This is a genomic window from Chthonobacter albigriseus, from assembly GCF_013839445.1.
GTDB lineage: Bacteria > Pseudomonadota > Alphaproteobacteria > Rhizobiales > Pleomorphomonadaceae > Chthonobacter > Chthonobacter albigriseus.
Genome location: NZ_JACDIT010000001.1, coordinates 552,098 through 572,411, shown reverse-complemented (window position 1 = coordinate 572,411; position 20,314 = coordinate 552,098). Strand labels below are relative to the sequence as shown.

Below are 20,314 nucleotides of genomic sequence, written 5' to 3'. Positions count from 1 at the left end.
GATCCGACATCCGCGAGAGCAGGCCGGGCTCGCTTATATTGTCATTCAGTGGAACACGGCGGGCGTGGGGCTGCAAGCCGATCCTTGCGTCAGGTCTTGTCCCGCGTCTCCAGGTCCCGCTTCAGCTCGTCGACCATGTCGAAGAAGCGGCGCATGGCATGCCCTGAGAAGTCCAGGAACTCGTCCAACTGCTTCTCCTCCTCCGGCCCGAACAGCCGGCTGCTGCGATCGGGCTGGCGGGCCTGCGCCTCCAGGTCCGCGACCCGGGCCTCCAGTCGCTCCTTGTCGGCGCGAAGGGCAGCGACCTCTTCCTCGTAGGCTTCCCGGTCGTCCGGAACGAGGCTGCAGCGCCAGACCCCGGCCTCGGCCTTGCAGAGCGACACCCGGCCTGTCCGCCGATCGATCTTCAGGTGCTCGCCTTCGGCCGGCGCGAGGGAGAAGTTGTCGTCGGGAGCCGGATCGGGGCGGGGATCCTGCGCGCTGGCCGGCACGGCGAGGAGGGCGATGACCGCAAGGGCCGGAACGACGAGCTTCGACATGTGAACCTCCATGACCGCCGGCTCACAGAATAAGCGCATGGATGCGGCGAGACCATGGTGGTCGATGGAAAACCCGTTCCGGCCGGCGAGCCCGCCAGCCTCCCGCGCCCCCGGGCGGGCCGCCGGGTGGCCGGCGGCCCCAGGGCCGTCAACGGGCCGGAAGCTGGATGAATTCACCCTCGCTCGGATCGTAGTACCGTTCGGTCGGGCCGGTGTAGCGCCGCGGCTCCGGCGGTGTCTGCTCTCCGGCCGGCACCGTCACGAAATCGCCCTCCGAAGGGTCGTAGTAGGTGATCACCCGCGTGTAGTTGGGCGCATCCGGCAGCGCGGGCACCGCTGGCCGCTCGATGGTGACGAAGTCCGACTCCGTCGGATCGTAGTAGGTGACCGTTTCGGCCGAGGCGAGCGACGGCGCGAGCAAGCACGTCGCGAGGGCGGCGAGGGAAAGACGCGTCTTCATGGTCTTGGCTTTCGGTGGGCCGCTCTTCGGAACCGGTTCGGTCGGGATCGAAGAGCGGCGGGCTGACGGATCGGCGATGCCGCCGGTGTGTCTGCCCCCCAAGGTCGAAGGTGCGACGAACCCGTTCACGTAAATAGGCAGGTAGCGGTGACAATTGCTCGACTGGCCCGTGACGATTTCGTGTTCCCGCTCCCCCGTTTGGTCCCCGCTTCACCCTTTGTTCACCGCATCCGCATGGTGACTGCGGCGTTTTGATCTTCCTCAAAGCTTTCACTGTCAAGTTTGTCACTGTGGAGGGAGATGCGGGGGATCTTGCAATGGATACGATTGGTCAAACTGAGACGACGCTGCTGCTGACACCGGTCGATGGAACTACCGTTGCCCCGGCGGTGGAGGCTGCCGCAGAACCGGCGCCGCCGGCCGCGGCGCCCGCCGATGCACCGAAGGCTAAGGTCAAAGCCAAGCCGAAGCCCACGGTCGCCGAGATGCGGCATGACCCGACGGTGATCCGCCACCTCTTCGAATCCGGCGAGTATCCCTACGCTTCCCGAATGCGGGAAGGCCCCTACGAGCAGCACATGCTTGAGCTTCAGCGCGAGCTGCTGAAGGCGCAGCGCTGGATCGAGGAGACCGGCCAGAAGATCATGGTCCTCTTCGAAGGCCGCGACGCGGCCGGCAAGGGTGGCACGATCAAGCGCTACATGGAGCACCTGAATCCCCGCACGGCGCGGGTGGTCGCGCTGCAGAAGCCCACGGAGCGCGAGCGCACCCAGTGGTACTTCCAGCGCTATGCCGCGCACCTGCCGTCGGCCGGGGAGCTCTGCCTGTTCGATCGCTCCTGGTACAACCGGGCCGGCGTGGAACGGGTGATGGGGTTCTGCAAGCCGAACGAATACCTCGAGTTCATGCGCCAGTGCCCCCAGTTCGAGCAGATGCTCGTCCGTTCGGGGATCCGCCTATTCAAGTACTGGTTCTCGGTCAGCCGCGACGAACAGCGCCGCCGCTTCCTGGCGCGGCAGTCCGACCCGCTGAAGCAGTGGAAGCTGTCGCCCATCGACCTCGCCTCGCTGGACAAGTGGGACGACTACACCGAGGCCAAGGAGGCGATGTTCTTCTACACCGACACCGCCGACGCGCCCTGGACGATCATCAAGTCGGACGACAAGAAGCGTGCGCGTTTGAACTGCATGCAGCATTTCCTGTCGTCGCTGGACTATCCGAACAAGGATCTCGCGATCATCAAGGGGCCGGATCCGTTGATCGTCGGTTCATCCTCGCATGTGGTGGCACAGGCCTCCGGGATGATTTCCAAGGCGATGCACCCGGAAAGCAAGCGCACCTGACGCGGTGCGGGAAAGGCGGCCGCGATCAGGCGGTTGCAGCAGTTGACGGCACGCGCGACCCTTCCGGTCGCCGTGCCGCTTTGCATTACGGGAACGGGGGAAAAGCCCGTCTTGATCAGTTAATAGTCCGTGAATTTCGCATTCTAGTATGTATACCCTTCTCGCGTGCACGTCTTTCATGAAGCGGCGAGAGGTGACGTATGCTCAAGGAATTCAAGGAATTCGCCCTCAGGGGCAACATGGTCGATCTGGCCATCGGCGTAATCATCGGCGGCGCCTTCGGCGGCCTGGTGAATTCGGTCGTGGCGGATATCTTCATGCCGATCATCGCCATGATCACGGGCGGTATCGACTTCACCAACATGTACGTCCAGCTCTCCGGCACGCCGGTTGTCAATGACCTGGAAGGTGCGCGCAAGGTCGGCGCTACGCTGGCCTACGGCAACTTCCTGACGCTTCTGATCAACTTCACCATCATCGCTTTCGTTCTCTTCATGGTGGTGAAGGGCATGAACCGGATGAAGCGCAAGCAGGAAGCGGCCCCCGAATCGACCCCGGTTCCCGCCGACGTCGCGATCCTCACCGAGATCCGCGACCTCCTCGCCCGGCGCTGATCCGCGACGCAGGGCGTTGCGAAAGCCACTTTGCTTAGCCCGGACAAGCGGTTATCACCGCTTGTCCGGGCTCGGGTATCATGCCCCGGAAGCGGAGTGACGGTCGATGAGCGATGCCTTGGATTTCAGCCGGTTTCTGACCCCGATCGCCCGCTCTGCGCCACCCAGCGGCATCGTCGAGGTGATGCGTCACGGCTTTTCCAAGCCGGGCATCGTTCCGTTGTGGGCCGGCGAAGGCGACCTGCCGACGCCGCCGTTCATCTGCAGCGCCGCGACACGCTCGATGGCGGCCGGCGAGACCTTCTACACCCACCAGGCGGGCATACCCGAACTGCGCGAAGCACTGGCCCGCTACCACGACCGGGTCTACGGCGGCTTGTTCGGCAAGCCGTTCTCTGCCGACCGCTTCGTGGTGACGGCATCCGGCATGCACGCGATCGAACTGGCGCTGACGGCGGTCGCCGGACCCGGCGACGAGGTGATCGTGCCGACGCCGGCCTGGCCGAACTTCGCCGCCGCCGCGGGCCTGCGCGGCGCGACGGTGGTGCAGCATCCCATGCGTTTCGGCAACGACGGCTGGGTGCTCGACGTGGAAGCGCTGGCCGAGGCGGTGACGCCGCGCACCCGCGCCATCTTCGTGAACTCTCCCTCCAACCCGACCGGCTGGACCGCCGACCGGGCGACGCTGCAGGCGATCCTCGCCCTGTCGCGGAGAACCGGCGTCTGGATCATCGCCGACGAGGTCTACGGCCGTTTCTTCTATGGCGCGGAAGGCGAACGTGCCGCCTCCTTCCACGACATCCTGGCCGAGGACGACAAGGTGATCTTCGTCAACACCTTCTCCAAGAACTGGGCGATGACCGGCTGGCGCATCGGCTGGATGGAGGTGCCGCCGGCGATCGTGGAGACCATCGTCAACCTCGTCCAGTACACCAGCTCCGGCACCGCCGTGTTCATGCAGCGCGCCGCCGTCACGGCCCTGGAGGAGGGCGAGGGCTTCCTGGCGCACCAGGTCGCCCGCAGCCGTCGCGGCCTGGACATCGTCGCCGGAACGCTCGGCGCTTCCAGCCGCGTGCGGTTTGCCAGGCCGGATGGGGCATTCTACCTCTTTTTCACGATCGACGGGGAGCCCGACACCCGCAAGTTGGGCATCCGCTTGGTGGATGAGGCGAACGTCGGGATGGCGCCCGGCACCGCTTTCGGCGAGGTTGGCGCCGGCTGGATGCGGATGTGCTTCGCTCGCGGGGAGGAAAGGCTCTCCCTTGCCGCGTCTCGGCTGAAGGAATGGTTGGACCGGAAGGAACAGATGCTATGATCGGTCCGGGAAGACACGTACGCAGATAGGCCGATTCGGAAAAACAGGCGACCGAGAGCCATGGACAGCGGGGCCGGAGAGCCGGACGTCGACAGGAGCGACCGTAGTACTGTATCGGAGGCACGTTTCGCCAGTCTGATGGAGACGGCGGCGGACGGTATCGTTGTGATCGACGAGAACGGCATCGTCCTCGCCTTCAACAAGAGCTGCGAGGCGCTGTTCGGATTTGCAGCCGGCGACGTGATCGGCCGCAACATCAAGATCATCATGCCGCCGCGCTACGCCGACGACCACGACGGCTACATCAGCCACTATCGCGAAACCGGCGAGAAGCGGATCATCGGCATCGGCCGCGAGGTGAGCGGCCGGCACAGCGACGGAACGGTGTTCCCGGTGGAGCTCTCCGTCGGCGAGGCGATGACGCCCATCGGCCGGCAGTTCATTGGCATCTTGCGCGACTTGCGCCCGCGCAAGCAGGTGGAGCAGCGCCTTTCGCACCTTCAGGCGCAGATCATGCACATGACGCGCCTCTCGGCGATGGACGAGATGGGCGCCGCCGTCGCCCACGAGCTGAACCAGCCGCTGACCGCGCTGATGCTCTACCTGCAGACCGTGATGCGCCACGCCCGCTCCACGGGCGGCACCGGAATGGACCCGGACCGGCTGGTCGCCATCCTGGAGAAGGCGCGCGCCGAGGCCGAGCGGGCCGGCGGCATCATCCAGCGGATGCGCCACATGGTGGAGAAGCGCGACCCGGAGCGCAGCCACGTCGATCTGTCGCAGATCGTCAACGAGGCCATCGACCTCGCCGCATTCGTGGCGCAGGGCTCCACCGTGGCGATCCGCCGCTCCTTCCCCAAGGAGCCGGTGATGGTCGACGTCGATCCGATCCAGATCCAGCAGATCGTGATGAACCTCCTGCGCAACGCGGTCGAGGTGGCCAAGGACAGCCCCGGCAAATGGGTGAGCATGGCCGTCCGGCAGGACGGCGATAGCGCGCTGGTGGTGGTGGAGGACAGCGGTCCGGGCATCTCCGCCGAACAGTCGCAGACGCTGTTCCGCACCTTCTCGACCACCAAGAAGACCGGCATGGGCTTGGGATTGGCCATCTCGCGGTCGATCGCCCAGAACCATGGTGGCGACCTCGGTCTCGATCCCGGTGGCGACGGCCGGGGAGCCCGTTTCATTCTGACGCTGCCGATCGGCGACGGCCTGTCCGGCAACAACACGACAGGGGACTGATGGCATGGCGGATTCTGACGGCCCGAGCATCTTCATCGTCGATGACGATCCCTCCGTGCGCGACGCCCTGAGCGTGGTGTTCGACGTGGAGGGCTTCACCGTCGTCTCCTTCGAGAACGGCGACGACTTCCTGGAAGCGGTGAAGACGACGCCCCCGGACTGCGTCCTGCTCGACGTCCACATGCCTGGCCGCTCCGGGCTGGAGATCCTCAAGGCGCTCGACGTCGGCACCTTTCCGGCGCCGGTGTTCGTCATCTCCGGCCAGGGCGACATCCCGATGGCGGTGAACGCCATCAAGCTCGGCGCCATCGACTTCATCGAGAAGCCCTTCGACGCCGACACGGTTGTCGGCCGCGTGCGCGACGCGATCGCCACCAAGTCGGCCCGCTCCGGCCACCACGAGCACGACTTCCCCGGCGCCGACCTCCTCACCCCGCGCGAGCGCGACGTGCTGCGCGAGATCACCGCCGGCGCGTCCAACAAGGAAGCCGGCCGCCGCCTCGGCATTTCGCCCCGCACGATCGAGGTCCACCGCGCCCGGATCATGGAGAAACTGGGCGCCCGCAACGCCGCCGATCTGGTCCGCATCGTTTTAACTGCTAGTACGGGCGAACACGGATAAAATTTCTTGATCGGATCGCGCATTATAGCGAGTGGGCGGGCGAGCCCTCTTGTTGGTGTAGCGAGGAGGCCGTGGCCTATCTGATCGTCGAAGATGATGCCGCGGTTGCCGATGCTCTGGCGACGATGCTGGCGGCCGCCGGCTTGTCGACGTATGTTTTCAGCTCCGCGGAATCGTTGATCGCCGCCGGCGTCCCGGACCCGGCGGACACGGTCGTCGTCGATCTCGGCCTCCCCGGCCTGAGTGGCGCCGAACTCGTCCGCTGGCTGGAGTCCCTCGACGACGCCCCGCGCGTCATCGCCATCACCGGCAAGTCCTCCCGCACCATCGAACGCGAGACCCAGGACCTGCCGCGCCTGCGCGTGCTGCGCAAACCCCCCGCCGCGGACTGGCTCGAAGCCATCGCCGGGTGAGTGTTTCTGCGTGGATCCGACGAGCTAAATCGTTAAAGGATCATGACTTTTCGCAGCGATGCAGCGTCACTCATAAGTAGACGATCTTACGTAACCGACCGAATTTCGCTCCCCCCCTCACCCGTTTACCCTGACACTCGTCAAAGGGCACGTGGCACCCGGCAGGATCGGACGGATCCGAAGGGCGCCCGCGGAAGATCTCCGCGGTGGTCGTATCGCAGCATCCCGCGGACGGGCGGGGCGATCGGCTTCATGAACCCGCACGCGGACGGCCGCAGGGCTGTCCGACGAGGAGGGACTGACATGTACGTGGATCTCAAGGCCCGGCCGGATGCCAGCTATCGTCCGGATGCGGTTGCGGTGACGCACCCCGTCGGCACCGGCCGCTATGCCGGCACGGAGCGCCGCCCCACCAGCGCCGACCCGGCCTGGACGGCCTACCTCTCCTCGGCCCGCACCCGGCTGGAGCGCTACGAGGCCCACGACGTCATCTTCCACGAGGACGACTCCGCCGATCACGTCTACCTGGTCATGCGCGGCCAGGTGATGCTCTACCGCCTCCTGGCAGACGGCCGCCGGCAGGTGGTCGACATTCTCGCCGAGGGCGATCTCTTCGGCATGTCGATGTCGGGCATCTACGACTGCTACGCCGAGACGCTGGTCCCGGCCGAGATCCGCATCCTCGACCGCCGCGACATCGAGCGCTCCGGCGAACTGCAGGGCCACGTCAACCGTTGCCTGATGCACCGGGTCGAGGCGCTTCACTCCCACGCCGTCCTGCTCGGCCGCAAGTCGGCTCAGGAGCGGGTGGCGAGCTTCCTGATGCGCTTCGTTCCCGGCCGTGGCGAAGTGGGCTGCGCCGGCCCGAGCGCCGGGTCCGACGAGAAGGTGGTGGTCCTGCGCATGACGCGCCAGGAGATCGCCGACTACCTCGGCCTCACCATCGAGACGGTCAGCCGCGTCCTCTCCGACATGAAGCGCCGCGGCATCATCGCCATCGAGAAGAACGACCGCATCCGCCTGCCGAGCGTCTGCCGCATCTGCAAGCTGACCGGCATCCACTGATTTTTTCCCCCGGCGGCTCCCCGCCGCCGGTTGTCGCGTAGCCGCCGGGTACCTCCCTGTCCGTCGGTTCGCTTTCCTCCCTGTGGCTCCGGTGTGCTCGATCCGCAGCCCGACTCGGATGTTCCGCTCCGGCGGCTCCAGGTGCCCGATCGAAAGATCGCGGCACCTTTTTCTTTGCGCCAGACGAGCCAGAGAGAAGAATACAATTCCTACGAGCAAAAGATCCGTAGATTTTTGATGGATAAAAGCGTCTACTCTCCGCGGTTGTGGGGAGGGCATGTCCATGTGGTTCGGTCTGAAACATACGGCTGCGGCGGCCTTGGCGCTCGCCATCGCGATGCCGGCGGCCCAAGCCGGGCAGGTGCTGATCTCCAACGACACCCCGGCGCCGATCACCTGCACGGCGGACGGCTACACCATCGCCACCGGCTTTCCCTTCGACTGGCAGATCCAGGTTCCGGCCAACGGCGGTTTCCAACTCGGCCCGCGGACGGCCGCGCCCCTGAACTGGGTCTCCTGCGCCGGGCTGACGACGCGGATGATGGGGGTGACGCCGACCGGCCCGGACGTCCACTTCCGCTACTCCGGCACCCAGCAGCGCGTTCTCAACGTCGCGCTCTACAACTACCTGCCGACATACCCGACCAACAACTTCGGCCCGATGGTCTCCGCCATCGTCCGGGGCTTCCAGGCCGCCCACCCGGACATCCTGCTCAGTGCCGTCCTCGACCCGAACCTGAACATCTACAGCGAATCCGAACTGTCGAGGCTGCTCGCCTCCGGCGGCTTCGACGTGATGGAGGTGGACATGCTCTACCTCTCCTATCTCGTCGACAACAACCTGGTTTCACCGACCGTCGTGGACCCCAACGCCGTCTGGCCCGCCGCGCTGGCGGCGGTCACCTACAAGGGCCAGACCTGGGCGACCCCGAGCTGGCTCTGCCAGGACTTCCTCTTCGGCTTCGACAAGGGTCTTGCGGCGGTGACGAGCCTCGCCGGCCTCCTCTCCTATTCGGCGACGCTGCCGCCTGGTCGGCCGGTTCTGTTCGCGGACTTCAACGGCAGCTGGCGCATTCCGGCGATCTACCTCAACACGGTGGGACAGGACGAGGGTTATGCCGCCGTCCCCGCGGCCGTGACGCCGCCGGTCCATCCGCAGGAGATCGGCGACCTCGGCAGTCTCACCGCGCTCTGCCTGAACGGGTCGGCCAACCCATGCATCGACGGCTCTTTTCACAAACTCGGCGGCGATCAGATCGCGGCCCGCTTCGCCGCGGGCAATTCGAGCCTCTACATGGGCTTCTCCGAGCAGTCCTTCTACATCGGGCTCTTCGGCGGGGACTGGACGAAGCTCTTCCTGGTGCCGGCGACGTGGGGGGCGCAACCGGTGACCCAGCTCTACACCGACGCCTTCGTCACCTCCGCCACCAACTGCGCCGGTGCGGCCTGCGCCTTGGACGCCGCAGCCTTCAGGGCCTACATGACCTCCGACCCGGTCAAGACGCTGATCGCCTTCAGCCAGGATCTGCCGGCCGGAACGCCGCCGCGCCATCTGCTCGTTCCGACGCGCTCCTTCTACAAGCTGCCGCAGGTGATCCAGGATCCGATCTATGCGCAGGTGCTGCCGGTGGTCTCCAGCCAGCCGGCCTTCCTCAACACGATTCAATCTGGCTTGCAGACGAAACTGTCGGTCGCCGTGTGCGACGCGCTGATCGTGGCGCAGCCCGCCTTCCATTGCACCCACTCGACCATGACCGCGGCACTGCCGAAGCCGGACCGGCTGCTTCGCCAGGCCCACGACTGAACGGCCGAAGGGCCTCGAACCGGACGAAGGAGAGGGCGATGGCGAACGGACCCGTTTCAGGCCAATCGATCGTGATCACGCTGCCCGCCAAGGCGATGGTGTTCTGGTCGGCGACGGCGCAGGCAACGTTCATGCAGTATGTCGCTGTCTGGGCGATTTCGCCGTCCGGCGGCCCGGACGTGCTGGTGTTCCAGGCGACCGGAACCAGTCCGGACGGACACAGCCCGGCGAACTTCGGCACCGGCGCCTTTTCCACCGCCGCCTACGGCACGACGAGCTTCCGCGTGCAGGTCGGCGTCAACGGCGGCGCTAGCTGGCAGCAGGTGCTCTGGCAGGAGACGCCGCTGGATCTCTCCGGCACGACCCTGTTCGAATCCTTCGACTTCATCTCCGAAGACGGCACCGACCTGGACTTCAACGACACCCACCTGTCGCTGCAGTGGTTCAGCCGCCTGGGGTGAAGCCGGATACCGTCGCCCGTCAGACCGCCACGGAGTGGCGGCCGCCGGTGCCGAGGTAGGCGTCGAAGGCGCTCGCGACGACGCGGGCGATCTCGGTGGCGTTGCGCTGGATCACGACCTTTCGCCCGTCGACGCCGACCCAGCCGGCCTGCACGAAGGGGGCGAGGGTCTTCAGGTCCGCGTCGAAGGTCGCGCCGCTGACGCCGAAGCGGGCGGCGACCGCATCGAGGTCGACGTCGAAGAAGCAGAGCAGCTCCTCGATGGCCTCGGAGCGCAGGAGGTCCTCCCCCTCGAAGGTCTTGCCGCGCACGATCGGCAGGTTGCCCGCCTCGATGGCCCGCTTCCAGCCGCCCACGTCGGGCGCGTTCTGGGCGAAGCCGGACGGCGTGCGCCCGATCGACGAGGCGCCAAGCCCGATCAGCGTGTCGCAGCGGTCGGTGGTGTAGCCCTGGAAGTTGCGGTGGAGCGTTCGGTCATCGCGCGCCAGCGTGAGCTCGTCCTCCGGCCGCGCGAAGTGGTCGATGCCGATCTCCTCGTAGCCGAAGGCGTCGATGGTCTCGCGCGCGATCCTGGAGAGCACGAGACGGGCGTCGCTGTCGGGCAGGGTGGCCTCGTCGATCACCTTCTGGTGCGACTTGAACCACGGCACGTGCGCATAGCCGAACAGTGCGATCCGGTCCGGCGCCATGCCGGCCGCGTTCATCGCCGTGGAGCGGATCGAGGCCGGGGTCTGCAGCGGCAGCCCGTACATCAGGTCGAAGTTGATGCGCCGGATGCCGGCGTATTTGAGCGACAGCACCGCCTGCTCGACGACTTCGAGCGGCTGGATGCGCCCGATCGCGGCCTGCACGGCGGGATCGAAGTCCTGCACGCCGAGGCTGGCGCGGTTGACGCCCACGCTGGCCAGATGCCGCGCGCCCTCCCGCGTCACGTGGCGGGGATCGAGCTCGATGGCGTGCTCCATGTCCGCCCGGAAGCGGAACAGCCCGGCGAGATCGTCCACCACCGCGGTCATCAGGTCGGGCGGGAGCAGGTTCGGCGTGCCGCCGCCCCAGTGGATGTGCGAGACTTCCACCGGGCCGAGCCGCTCGGCCACCAGCCGGATCTCCCGGCGCAGCACGTCGGCATAGGCGCGGATCGGTTCGTCCTGCTTGCTGGCCTTGGTGTTGCAGCCGCAATAGTGGCAGATCGTCCGGCAGAACGGGATGTGCAGGTAGAGCGAGACGGGCCCGCCGGCCTTGCCGGCGGCATCCAGCCACGTGCCGTAGGCTTTTCCGTCCACGGCAGTGGAGAAATGCGGCGCGGTCGGATAGGACGTATAGCGCGGGACGGTCCGCCGAATGACGTCGGAGAGCGTCAGGGAAGGGTGATGGGGCGCGTTCATGGGGAGCAGTCTTGCCCTGTCCCTGGCAGGGCTTCTTTGACGTCGGTCAAACCGGAACAACGTTCTTGCGTGGTTCCTGAACGGCGGTCTCGCGGAGTTCGTTCGTGTTCGCATCCCCCCTGTCCACCGTACCGCCTGCGCTCCGCCTCGTTCTCGTCCTGCTCGTCGGCGCCGTCGGCGGCGGCCTCTTCACAGCGCTCGGCATGCCGGCCGCCTGGCTTTCCGGCGCGATGGTGGCAACCGGCGTCGCCGCATTGCTGGGCCTCGAGGCTCCGGTCCCGGCCCGTTTCCGCGACATCGTCTACGTGATCCTCGGCATCTCCATGGGGTCGGGCGTGACGCCCGAGGTGGTCGGCCGCATGTCGGCCTGGCCGGCGACCCTGGCCGGCCTCGCCCTGACCGTGGCCGGGGTGACGGCCGGCTCCTACCTGTTCCTGCGCCGCGTCGCGGGCTGGGATCCGGCGACCGCCTATTTCGGCTCCATCCCCGGCGCGCTCTCCATGACGCTGGCGACCGCCGAGCTCAGCCGGGCTGACCTGCGCCGCGTCTCGCTGTCCCAGACCATCCGCCTGTTCATGCTGGTGGCGGTCCTGCCCGTGGTGGTGACGAGCGTGGAGCAGCCGGGCGGGCTCGTGGCCGGGCTGCCGGTGCTCACCGAACCGTTGGCGCTGCTCCTGTTGGCAGCCTGCGGGATCGCTGGATCGGCCCTGGCGGTGCGGCTGCGGATCCCGGCCGGCGTGCTGATCGGCGCCTTCCTCGCCTCCAGCCTGCTCCATCTCTTCTCAGTGGTCGACGGCGTGCTGCCCGACTCCATCCAGCTGCCGGCCTTCGTGGCGCTCGGCGCCTTCCTGGGCATGCGCTTTGCCGGCACCTCGCTCTCCATGGTGCTGGGCACGCTCGCCGCCAGCTTCGGCGCCTTCGCCGTCGCGCTCGCGATCGCCGCCGGCGGGGCGATGCTCGCCGCCGCTCTCTCCGGCATCCCGCCCGGGCAGGTGCTGGTCGCCTTCGCCCCCGGCGGCCTTGAGGCGATGGTGATTCTCGCCTTCGTCCTCGGCGTCGACCCCGCTTTCGTCGCCGCCCACCACCTCGCCCGATTCGTGGCGATGACCGTCGTCGTCCCCCTCGCTGCCCGCCACGTGCTCGGCCCCGACTGGACGGTGGCCGTCGACGCGGAGGACCGGGCGGAGGCGTGAGGCGGCATTCCGGTTTCGTCCCGTCCGCCGTCATGGTCCGCGCAGGCGGACCACCCACGCATTTTTCCGGCTTGCGCGGCCGGGAGGCGGGAATCGGCCCGCAGCATGGCAGCCACAAAGTCGTGGGTGGTCCCTGCGCGGACCATGACGCCGGAAAACGGGGAGAGGTGGGGGGTGAGGCAGTTGAGGAATCGTATGGGCCGTCGGGGAGTGAGGGAGTGGCGGTTCGTGCGGTGATCGCTTCTACCCCCTTTCCGCCGTCATGGTCCGCGTAGGCGGACCACCCACGCATTTTTCCGGCTTGCGCGGCCGGAAGGCGGGAGTCGGCCCGCGGTAGGGGACCCACAAAGTCGTGGGTGGTCCGCCTTCGCGGACCATGACGGCGGAAAATGCGGGAGGGGGAGGGTGGGGAAGCCGCCGTCGGATGCGGCGACAGCGATGTATGTCCTTGCCCTCGCCCCTCGCTGTCCGGTCTCGGGCCGGCTATCCGGCCTGCGGCGTCTCCACTTTTCCCCGTCCGATCACGCGCCGTTGATCTGAGTCAAGGTGACGACGCTGCGTCGCAACTAGGGTCGACCGTGAACCTCCGTGCGCTCAGGTCGCTCGGAGCGCTCGGACGTTTCGACCAAGAAAAGGGGCGACAATCATGACAGCGCAGAGGTCCCAACCTCTCATGTCGCTCGAGGAGGGTGGTTACGCCATCTTCCTGGGGCTCCTGGCATTCGCCTGCCTGTTCATCGCGGGCAAGGCGTACGACCAGGCGCTGGCCTTCCATGCCGTGATCGGTGCGATCATGGCGGGAGCTGGCGTCTATCTCATCGTCAAGACTTACCTCGACAACGGAGGCGCTACGGCGCCCGAGGAGATCAACGGTAAGCCCAACTACAACTTCGGCCCCGTCAAGTTCGCCACGATCGCCGCCATGTTCTGGGGCATTGCCGGCTTCCTGATCGGCGTGATCATCGCTTCGCAGCTCGCCTACCCGGCGCTGAACTTCGACCTTCCCTGGACGACCTTCGGACGCCTGCGGCCCCTGCACACCTCGGCGGTGATCTTCGCTTTCGGCGGCAACGTGCTGCTTGCGTCGTCCTTCTACATCGTCCAGCGCACCTGCCGCGCCCGCATGCCGGGCCGCATCACGCCCTGGTTCGTGGTGCTTGGCTACAACGCCTTCATCGTGATCGCGGGCACCGGCTACCTCCTGGGCGTCACCCAGGGCAAGGAATATGCCGAGCCGGAGTGGTACGCCGACCTGTGGCTGACCATCGTCTGGGTCGTCTACCTTCTCGCCTTCCTGGCGACCATCTGGAAGCGCAAGGAGCCGCACATCTACGTGGCGAACTGGTTCTTCCTGGCCTTCATCGTCACCATCGCGATGCTGCACCTCGTCAACAACGCGACGGTTCCGGTTTCGGTCTTCGGCGTGAAGTCCTACATCGTCTGGTCCGGCGTCCAGGACGCCATGGTGCAGTGGTGGTACGGCCACAACGCGGTGGGCTTCTTCCTGACCGCCGGCTTCCTGGCGATCATGTACTACTTCGTGCCGAAGAAGGCCGAGCGGCCGGTCTATTCCTACCGCCTGTCGATCGTGCACTTCTGGGCCCTGATCTTCCTCTACATCTGGGCCGGCCCGCACCATCTCCACTACACGGCGCTGCCGGAGTGGGCCTCCACCCTCGGCATGACCTTCTCGATCATGCTGTGGATGCCCTCATGGGGCGGCATGATCAACGGCCTGATGACGCTCTCAGGCGCTTGGGACAAGCTCCGCACCGACCCGGTGCTGCGCATGATGGTGGTCTCCGTGGCCTTCTACGGCATGTCCACCTTCGAAGGCCCGCTGATGTCGGTGAAGGCCGTCAACAGCCTCAGCCACTACACTGACTGGACCATCGGCCACGTGCACTCCGGTGCCCTCGGCTGGGTCGCCTACATCTCCTTCGGCGCCATCTACTGCCTCGTGCCGTGGCTCTGGAACCGCAAGAACCTGTACTCCCTGAAGCTCGTCGACTGGCACTTCTGGGTCTCCACCATCGGCATCGTGCTGTACATCTCGGCGATGTGGGTGGCTGGCATCATGCAGGGCCTGATGTGGCGCGCCTACACCGAACTCGGCTTCCTCGAATACTCCTTCATCGAGACCGTCGAGGCGATGCACCCCTACTACCTGATCCGTGCCCTGGGCGGCGTCCTGTTCCTGCTCGGTGCGCTGGTGATGGCCTACAATCTCTACATGACCATCCGCTACGGCGAAGCTGAAGAGCCCGCCGGTGGGGTGGCTCTGGCTCCGGCCGAGTGACGGGGGAAGCCATGTCTATCTGGGAAAAACACAAGATCTTCGAGAAGAACTCGATCATCCTCGTCATCGGCATCCTCCTCGTGGTGGCGATCGGTGGCCTGGTGGAGATCGTCCCGCTCTTCTACCTGAAGAGCACGATCGAAAAGGCCGAGGGGGCGCGTCGCTACACGCCCCTGGAACTCGCGGGCCGCAACATCTACGTCCGCGAGGGCTGCTATCTCTGTCACAGCCAGATGGTCCGTCCGATGCGCGACGAGATCGAGCGTTACGGGCACTTCTCCCTCGCGGCGGAGAGCCAGTACGATCACCCCTTCCAGTGGGGCTCCAAGCGCACCGGCCCGGATCTGGCCCGCGTCGGCGGCAAGTACTCCGACGCCTGGCACGTCGCCCATCTGACGGATCCGCGCCAGGTGGTCCCGGCCTCCATTATGCCGGGCTACCCCTTCCTCGCCGCCCCCCTTTCGGCCGACCGCATCGCGGACGACCTGAAGGTCCTGCGCCTGGAAGGCACGGACTACACCGACGAGGACATCGAGAAGGCCAAGCTCGACCTCGCCGCGCAGGTGAACCCGGACGACCCGAACGCCGAGTCTCTGCTCGCCCGCTATCCCAAGGCTGTCGTCCGTGACTTCGACGGCGATCCCAGCACCGTCACCGAGATGGACGCGCTCGTCGCCTATCTCCAGATGCTGGGCACGCTCGTCGACTTCACGATCTACGACGACAAAGCCAACCTGCGCTGAAGGAGGCGGACATGGACTATCAAGCACTTGCCGCCTTCGCCCAGCAGGGCGGAACCGTCTACTTCTTCCTTCTCTTCTGCGCTGTCATCGTCTACGCGTGCTGGCCCCGTAACAAGGCCAAGTTCGATGATGCGGCCCGGATACCCTTCCGGGAGGACTGAGCCATGGCACATCATGAAGTCGATCACGTCTCGGGTGTGACCACGACCGGTCACGAGTGGGACGGCATCAAGGAACTGAACAACCCGTTGCCCCGCTGGTGGCTCTGGCTGTTCTACATCTGCATCATCTGGTCATTCGGATACTTCCTCGTCTACCCGTCGTGGCCGACCTTGACCGGCTACACCAAGGGCTTCTTCGGCTATTCACAGCGTGAAGCCGCCCTGAACGACGTGGCCGTTGGCGCATCCACCCGCCTGGCGGCAGCCTCGGGCCTGAAGGACGCCACCCTGGAGCAGATCCAGGGCGACCCGAAGCTCTTGGAGTTCGCCATGGCCAACGGCAAGGCGGCCTTCGGCGACAACTGCGCCCCGTGCCATGGCTCGGGCGCGACAGGGTCCAAGGGCTATCCGAACCTGCAGGACGATGACTGGCTGTGGGGCGGTTCGCTCGACGCGATCCACCAGACGCTGCTCGTCGGCGTGCGGTCGACCCATCCGGACACCCGGGTGAACGACATGCCCGCCTTCGGCAAGGACGCCTTGCTGGAGCCTGCGCAGATCAAGAACGTCGCCGGCTACGTCCTGTCGCTCTCCGGCGGCGCGGTCGAAGGCGCCGACGTGGCGGCCGGCCAGACGGTCTTCGCCGAGCAGTGCGCGGCCTGCCATGGCGAGGACGCCAAGGGCCTGCAGGATCTCGGCGGTCCGAACCTGACCGACGCGATCTGGCTCTACGGCGGCGACGAGAAGTCCGTCGTCGAGACGATCACCAACGCCCGGCGCGGCGTCATGCCGACCTGGGAAGGCCGTCTCGACCCGGTGACGATCAAGTCGCTCGCGGTCTACGTCCACGCCCTCGGCGGCGGCAGCTGAACACGCGGTGGGGGCCGCGCCCCGCAAGGGGCTGCGAAACGGCGGGGAGCGATCCCCGCCGTTTTCTTTTGGCGCCGGCGCCGAACGGAAGAGCTCAGCCCGCAGCCTGCATCGCGGCCATGGCCTCATCGTCGAGCGCGTTCGCCCGCTGCCAGGCCGGTCGCGCAGTCATTTTGGCAAGATAGTCCTGGAACGCCGGCCGCGCCTCGATCGAGCCGAAGCGCAGGCCCCAGCCGATATGGGACCCGACATAGACGTCCGCCGCGCTGAAACGGTCCCCGGCGACGAAGGGATGGGCGGTCACCGCCGCCTCCAGCGCATCCAGCATCGTCTCGTAGGAGCCGTAGCCGACCATGCCGCGCTTCTCCTTGGGCACCTCCACGCCGAGCGCGCGGTTGACCAGCGTCTGCTCCAGCGGACCGGCGGCGAAGAACATCCAGCGATAGTAGTCGGCGCGCTTGTCGAGGGGCGGCGCAAGGCCCGCCGCCGGGAACGCGTCGGCAAGATAGGCGCAGATCGCCGCGCACTCGGTGACGACCACGCCGTTGTGGACGATCGCCGGCACCTTGCCGAGCGGATTGGTGGCCCGGTATTCCGCCGTCTTCATCGACGGCCCGAACGGCACAATCTCCGTGCGATAGGGAACGCCGGTCTCCTCCAGCATCCACCGCGCGATCCGCCCGCGCGACATCGGGTTGGTGTAGAGCACGATTTCGTCGGCCATGGAGCTCCTCCCGGGTTGTTGGCCGGGAGGATGGCAGAGGGCGTGCGGCGGGTCGAGAGCCTGCTGGCTCAGGCTTGCAGGACCGACATCAACGCTCGGCGCCAAGCGGAATAATGCTGCCAACTTCTGTCACTAGGCCGGTATTTCTTGAAACGCGTGGCCAGATTGCCCGGCCCTCGGACGGAGCGAACGGATGGACTACGCTGAAAACCTTGCGCTTTTTCTTGTTCTGCTGGCCGGCATCATCATCGTACCGGGCATGGACATGCTGTTCGTCATGACGAACGCGATAACCGGCGGACGCCGCCTGGGAATAGCCGCGACGGCAGGCATCGCGTCCGGTGGGGCCGTGCACACGCTCTTTGGCGCGGTCGGGGTCGGAGTCCTGGCCCGCTGGATGCCAGCAGTGCTGCCGGTGGTTGTCTACGCAGGGGCCGCCTACATGGCATGGATCGGCTTCACCCTGATCCGAAGTTCGATCTCCCTCGGCCCGGTAAGACCGGGGGCACTGCGTCCGGCTGTGACCGTGTTCGCCCAAGGCTTGCTAACCTGCCTGCTCAATCCGAAGGCGTATCTGTTCGTCTTCTCCGTCTACCCGCAGTTCCTGAAGTCGGCCTATGGCCCGATCTGGCTGCAAGCCGTCGTCCTGGGCATAATGACGGTCACGGTTCAGGCGGTGGTCTATGGTTCGGTCGCGACCGGCGCCGCAAGGCTCGGCGGCTTGATGGCGGGCCGCCCGGCGTTCACGATCTGGGCCGCCCGCTTCGCCGGCCTCATCTTTGTCGTGGTCGCGGCACTCGTCGCGTGGCCAGGCTGATCCGCCGAGCCCCACGTTTACGCCCGCTCCTCGGCAAGGCTTACAGACGCCGGACCGGTGCGTCTTCAAAGCTCAACAACCTCGGCCCCCGCCCCCTCCCGCCCTTTGACCAATGTCAAAGCCCCGCGCCCCCCTTTCCCCCATAGTCGGCCTCGCGGATGGGGTGGACGGAAGCGCCCCGGTCCGCGCATGAGGAGTGGGCCGGACATGAGCGTCGATTCCGACGGGGCCGCGGGTGGGGATGTCCTCTACGCCGCCGCCAAGAAGATCTACCCGGCGGCGGTGCACGGGCGCCTGCGCACGATCAAGTGGGCGGTGCTGTTCATCACGCTCGGCCTCTACTATTTCCTGCCCTTCGTCCGCTGGGACCGTGGGCCGAATGCGCCCGACCAGGCGGTGCTGATCGACCTCGCGGGGCGGCGCGCCTACTTCTTCTTCATCGAGATCTGGCCGCAGGAGGTCTACTACCTCACCGGTCTGCTCGTGGTCGCCGCCCTGATGCTGTTCCTGATGAACGCGGTCGCCGGCCGCGTCTGGTGCGGCTATCTCTGCCCGCAGACGGTTTGGACCGACCTCTTCATGCAGGTGGAGCGCTGGATCGAAGGCGACCGCCGCGAGCGCATCCTGCTCGACAAGCAGCCCTGGTACGGCGAGAAGATCGCCCGCAAGACCATGAAGCATGTCGCCTGGCTGATGATCGCCTGGTGGACAGGCGGCGCCTGGGTGCTCTACTTCGCCGACGCCCCGACGCTGGTGCACGACCTGATCACCCACCAGGCCCCGCTGGCGGTCTACATCTGGATCGGCATCCTGACCTTCACCACCTACGCGCTCGCCGGCCACATGCGCGAGCAGGTCTGCCTCTACATGTGCCCGTGGCCGCGCATCCAGGCTGCCCTCACCGACGAGTGGGCGCTGAACGTCACCTACCGCGGTGATCGCGGCGAGCCGCGCATGTCGGTGAAGACGGCCGAGAAGGCGCGGGCCGCTGGCGCCCCGGCCGGCGACTGCATCGACTGCATCGCCTGCGTGCACGCCTGCCCGACCGGCGTCGACATCCGCGACGGCATCCAGCTCGGCTGCATCCAGTGCGGCCTCTGCATCGACGCCTGCGACACGATGATGACCAAGGTCGGCCGCGAGCCCGGGCTGATCGGCTACGACACCGACATGAACATCGCCCGCCGGGCTGCGGGCAAGCCGCCGATCTACCGGATCGTCCGCGCCCGCACGGTGCTCTACGCCGGCCTGATCGCCGTGGTGGGTGCCGTGATGACCTATACGCTCGCCACGCGCGCCTTCCAGGACGTCAACGTCCTGCACGACCGCAACCCGATCGCCGTGCAGCTCTCCGAGGGCGGCATCCGCAACGGCTACACCGTGCGCATCCTCAACAAGCGGACGGAGGAGCGCTCCTTCACGCTGGGCGTCGACGGTCTGCCGGACGGCGCGGTGATCGACGCGGTCGGCGTGGACCAGACTTTCAGGGATGTGCCGTTGGTGACGGTCGGCCCGGACACCACGCGCGAGCTGCGGGTGCACGTCTCCACGCAGAGTGCGGAGGGGCTCGACGACTCCACGCCGGTGGTCTTCCGCATCGTCGACATCTCGAGCGGCGAGGCGGCGATCGCCCGCGACTTCTTCAAGCTGCCGCAGAAGTGACGGCCGACAGCGCGGCGACACGGACGGGTGCCGCCGCGCTCCAACACGATCGAGGAGGGATCTCGAGATGGCAACGACCCGAACCACCGACGGCGGACGTCCGGTCACCGGCTGGACCGTGCTCTACTGGATGCTCGCCTTCTTCGCCGTGATCTTCGCGGTCAACGGCGTTTTCATCTACTACGCGCTGGGCACGTTCCCCGGCCTTGAGGTCGCCTCCTCCTACAAGGCCGGGCAGGAGTTCCGGGCCGAGGTGGAGGCCGCGCACGCCCAGGACGAACGGGGCTGGACGGTGGACCTTTCCGCCGGGCTCGGCGATGCCGGCGCCGAGATCGCCGTGACCTTCACCTCCCGGGACGGCTATCCGGAGGCGGGGCTGACCGTCACCGCCGAGCTGGAACATCCGACGATGACGAGCGGCGACCGCATGGTCGTTCTCGCGGAAACCGAGCCCGGCCGATATCGCGGCATCATCGCCGGCGAAGCTGCTGGCCGGCGCATGCTGGTGCTGACCGCCACGCGCGGCGGCGAGCGCCTGTTCATGAGCCGCAACGCCTTGATGCTGGCCAACTGAGGAGCGTCG

General features: G+C 66.8%; 21 protein-coding genes. 17 read left to right on the top strand and 4 right to left on the bottom strand.

Features of this window, described 5'->3' with window-relative positions; genetic code table 11:
* Positions 1–89: 89 nt before the first annotated feature.
* The gene (locus tag HZ321_RS02515; RefSeq protein ID WP_181699888.1) at positions 90–539 is read right to left on the bottom strand and encodes a hypothetical protein; all 450 of its coding nucleotides are present in this window, start codon (positions 537–539) and stop codon (positions 90–92) included.
* Between the two features lie 148 nt (positions 540–687).
* Positions 688–999 (bottom strand): hypothetical protein, encoded by a 312-nt coding sequence (locus HZ321_RS02510; protein WP_181699887.1) that lies wholly within the window; start codon positions 997–999, stop codon positions 688–690.
* Positions 1,000–1,316: 317 nt separating this feature from the next.
* Here HZ321_RS02510 and ppk2 point away from each other — a divergent pair, with 317 nt between their 5' ends.
* The 9 genes from ppk2 (at position 1,317) to HZ321_RS02465 (ending at position 9,878) form a co-directional block, all read left to right on the top strand.
* Entirely contained in the window at positions 1,317–2,342 is a 1,026-nt protein-coding gene (ppk2, locus tag HZ321_RS02505) for a polyphosphate kinase 2 (RefSeq protein WP_181699885.1), read from the top strand.
* 200 nt (positions 2,343–2,542) lie between these two features.
* On the top strand, positions 2,543–2,956 hold the full coding sequence (gene mscL, locus HZ321_RS02500; RefSeq protein WP_181699883.1) for a large conductance mechanosensitive channel protein MscL: 414 nt from the start codon (positions 2,543–2,545) through the stop codon (positions 2,954–2,956).
* Positions 2,957–3,062: 106 nt separating this feature from the next.
* Entirely contained in the window at positions 3,063–4,271 is a 1,209-nt protein-coding gene (locus tag HZ321_RS02495; protein WP_181699881.1) for a pyridoxal phosphate-dependent aminotransferase, read from the top strand.
* 60 nt (positions 4,272–4,331) lie between these two features.
* Complete coding sequence (locus HZ321_RS02490; RefSeq protein ID WP_181699879.1) at positions 4,332–5,513, top strand: sensor histidine kinase; 1,182 nt, start codon at positions 4,332–4,334, stop codon at positions 5,511–5,513.
* 4 nt (positions 5,514–5,517) lie between these two features.
* Positions 5,518–6,135, top strand: coding sequence for a response regulator transcription factor (locus tag HZ321_RS02485; protein WP_181699877.1), 618 nt, complete (start codon positions 5,518–5,520; stop codon positions 6,133–6,135).
* A 71-nt stretch (positions 6,136–6,206) separates the two neighbouring features.
* Positions 6,207–6,548 (top strand): response regulator, encoded by a 342-nt coding sequence (locus HZ321_RS02480; protein WP_181699874.1) that lies wholly within the window; start codon positions 6,207–6,209, stop codon positions 6,546–6,548.
* A 303-nt stretch (positions 6,549–6,851) separates the two neighbouring features.
* Positions 6,852–7,613: a Crp/Fnr family transcriptional regulator gene (locus HZ321_RS02475; RefSeq protein ID WP_181699872.1), complete on the top strand. Its 762-nt coding sequence runs from the start codon at positions 6,852–6,854 to the stop codon at positions 7,611–7,613.
* Between the two features lie 283 nt (positions 7,614–7,896).
* A complete protein-coding gene (locus HZ321_RS02470) occupies positions 7,897–9,417 on the top strand; it encodes a type 2 periplasmic-binding domain-containing protein (RefSeq protein WP_181699870.1) in 1,521 nt (506 codons plus the stop codon).
* A gap of 38 nt (positions 9,418–9,455) precedes the next feature.
* Positions 9,456–9,878 carry a hypothetical protein gene (locus tag HZ321_RS02465; RefSeq protein ID WP_181699868.1) on the top strand — a complete coding sequence of 141 codons (423 nt, stop codon included), beginning with the start codon at positions 9,456–9,458 and terminating at the stop codon, positions 9,876–9,878.
* Between the two features lie 19 nt (positions 9,879–9,897).
* Here the strand turns inward: HZ321_RS02465 and hemN are convergent, their stop codons facing one another.
* Entirely contained in the window at positions 9,898–11,262 is a 1,365-nt protein-coding gene (gene hemN / locus HZ321_RS02460) for an oxygen-independent coproporphyrinogen III oxidase (RefSeq protein ID WP_181699866.1), read from the bottom strand.
* A 104-nt stretch (positions 11,263–11,366) separates the two neighbouring features.
* On the opposite strand from hemN, the gene HZ321_RS02455 reads away from it, so the two are divergent.
* The 5 genes from HZ321_RS02455 to ccoP all read left to right on the top strand — a co-directional run bounded on the left by HZ321_RS02455 (position 11,367) and on the right by ccoP (position 16,528).
* Positions 11,367–12,455: an AbrB family transcriptional regulator gene (locus HZ321_RS02455; protein WP_181699863.1), complete on the top strand. Its 1,089-nt coding sequence runs from the start codon at positions 11,367–11,369 to the stop codon at positions 12,453–12,455.
* Between the two features lie 673 nt (positions 12,456–13,128).
* Positions 13,129–14,754 (top strand): cytochrome-c oxidase, cbb3-type subunit I, encoded by a 1,626-nt coding sequence (ccoN, locus tag HZ321_RS02450; protein ID WP_181699861.1) that lies wholly within the window; start codon positions 13,129–13,131, stop codon positions 14,752–14,754.
* An 11-nt stretch (positions 14,755–14,765) separates the two neighbouring features.
* Positions 14,766–15,497 carry a cytochrome-c oxidase, cbb3-type subunit II gene (gene ccoO / locus HZ321_RS02445; protein WP_181699859.1) on the top strand — a complete coding sequence of 244 codons (732 nt, stop codon included), beginning with the start codon at positions 14,766–14,768 and terminating at the stop codon, positions 15,495–15,497.
* Between the two features lie 11 nt (positions 15,498–15,508).
* Entirely contained in the window at positions 15,509–15,658 is a 150-nt protein-coding gene (locus tag HZ321_RS02440; protein WP_181699856.1) for a cbb3-type cytochrome c oxidase subunit 3, read from the top strand.
* Positions 15,659–15,661: 3 nt separating this feature from the next.
* Complete coding sequence (ccoP, locus tag HZ321_RS02435) at positions 15,662–16,528, top strand: cytochrome-c oxidase, cbb3-type subunit III (RefSeq protein WP_181699853.1); 867 nt, start codon at positions 15,662–15,664, stop codon at positions 16,526–16,528.
* 94 nt (positions 16,529–16,622) lie between these two features.
* Here ccoP and HZ321_RS02430 read toward each other — a convergent pair whose 3' ends face one another.
* Positions 16,623–17,252: a glutathione S-transferase family protein gene (locus HZ321_RS02430; protein ID WP_181699851.1), complete on the bottom strand. Its 630-nt coding sequence runs from the start codon at positions 17,250–17,252 to the stop codon at positions 16,623–16,625.
* A 193-nt stretch (positions 17,253–17,445) separates the two neighbouring features.
* On the opposite strand from HZ321_RS02430, the gene HZ321_RS02425 reads away from it, so the two are divergent.
* From HZ321_RS02425 to HZ321_RS02415, 3 genes are all read left to right on the top strand, one after another.
* Positions 17,446–18,069 carry a LysE family translocator gene (locus tag HZ321_RS02425; RefSeq protein WP_181699850.1) on the top strand — a complete coding sequence of 208 codons (624 nt, stop codon included), beginning with the start codon at positions 17,446–17,448 and terminating at the stop codon, positions 18,067–18,069.
* A 207-nt stretch (positions 18,070–18,276) separates the two neighbouring features.
* Complete coding sequence (gene ccoG / locus HZ321_RS02420) at positions 18,277–19,731, top strand: cytochrome c oxidase accessory protein CcoG (protein WP_181699848.1); 1,455 nt, start codon at positions 18,277–18,279, stop codon at positions 19,729–19,731.
* 67 nt (positions 19,732–19,798) lie between these two features.
* Positions 19,799–20,305, top strand: coding sequence for a FixH family protein (locus HZ321_RS02415; RefSeq protein ID WP_181699846.1), 507 nt, complete (start codon positions 19,799–19,801; stop codon positions 20,303–20,305).
* The last annotated feature ends 9 nt before the right edge of the window (positions 20,306–20,314 follow it).

Excerpts from the sequence above, each read along its gene's own strand:
- HZ321_RS02515 (WP_181699888.1), bottom strand. The coding sequence starts at position 539 with ATGTCGAAGCTCGTCGTTCCGGCCCTTGCGGTCATCGCCCTCCTCGCC.
- ccoN (WP_181699861.1), top strand. The coding sequence starts at position 13,129 with ATGTCGCTCGAGGAGGGTGGTTACGCCATCTTCCTGGGGCTCCTGGCA.
- ccoP (WP_181699853.1), top strand. The coding sequence starts at position 15,662 with ATGGCACATCATGAAGTCGATCACGTCTCGGGTGTGACCACGACCGGT.
- HZ321_RS02485 (WP_181699877.1), top strand. The coding sequence starts at position 5,518 with ATGGCGGATTCTGACGGCCCGAGCATCTTCATCGTCGATGACGATCCC.
- HZ321_RS02510 (WP_181699887.1), bottom strand. The coding sequence starts at position 999 with ATGAAGACGCGTCTTTCCCTCGCCGCCCTCGCGACGTGCTTGCTCGCG.
- HZ321_RS02465 (WP_181699868.1), top strand. The coding sequence starts at position 9,456 with ATGGCGAACGGACCCGTTTCAGGCCAATCGATCGTGATCACGCTGCCC.
- hemN (WP_181699866.1), bottom strand. The coding sequence starts at position 11,262 with ATGAACGCGCCCCATCACCCTTCCCTGACGCTCTCCGACGTCATTCGG.
- HZ321_RS02425 (WP_181699850.1), top strand. The coding sequence starts at position 17,446 with ATGGACTACGCTGAAAACCTTGCGCTTTTTCTTGTTCTGCTGGCCGGC.
- ppk2 (WP_181699885.1), top strand. The coding sequence starts at position 1,317 with ATGGATACGATTGGTCAAACTGAGACGACGCTGCTGCTGACACCGGTC.
- HZ321_RS02475 (WP_181699872.1), top strand. The coding sequence starts at position 6,852 with ATGTACGTGGATCTCAAGGCCCGGCCGGATGCCAGCTATCGTCCGGAT.
- HZ321_RS02415 (WP_181699846.1), top strand. The coding sequence starts at position 19,799 with ATGGCAACGACCCGAACCACCGACGGCGGACGTCCGGTCACCGGCTGG.
- HZ321_RS02495 (WP_181699881.1), top strand. The coding sequence starts at position 3,063 with ATGAGCGATGCCTTGGATTTCAGCCGGTTTCTGACCCCGATCGCCCGC.
- HZ321_RS02490 (WP_181699879.1), top strand. The coding sequence starts at position 4,332 with ATGGACAGCGGGGCCGGAGAGCCGGACGTCGACAGGAGCGACCGTAGT.
- ccoG (WP_181699848.1), top strand. The coding sequence starts at position 18,277 with ATGAGCGTCGATTCCGACGGGGCCGCGGGTGGGGATGTCCTCTACGCC.
- HZ321_RS02470 (WP_181699870.1), top strand. The coding sequence starts at position 7,897 with ATGTGGTTCGGTCTGAAACATACGGCTGCGGCGGCCTTGGCGCTCGCC.
- HZ321_RS02440 (WP_181699856.1), top strand. The coding sequence starts at position 15,509 with ATGGACTATCAAGCACTTGCCGCCTTCGCCCAGCAGGGCGGAACCGTC.
- mscL (WP_181699883.1), top strand. The coding sequence starts at position 2,543 with ATGCTCAAGGAATTCAAGGAATTCGCCCTCAGGGGCAACATGGTCGAT.
- HZ321_RS02430 (WP_181699851.1), bottom strand. The coding sequence starts at position 17,252 with ATGGCCGACGAAATCGTGCTCTACACCAACCCGATGTCGCGCGGGCGG.
- ccoO (WP_181699859.1), top strand. The coding sequence starts at position 14,766 with ATGTCTATCTGGGAAAAACACAAGATCTTCGAGAAGAACTCGATCATC.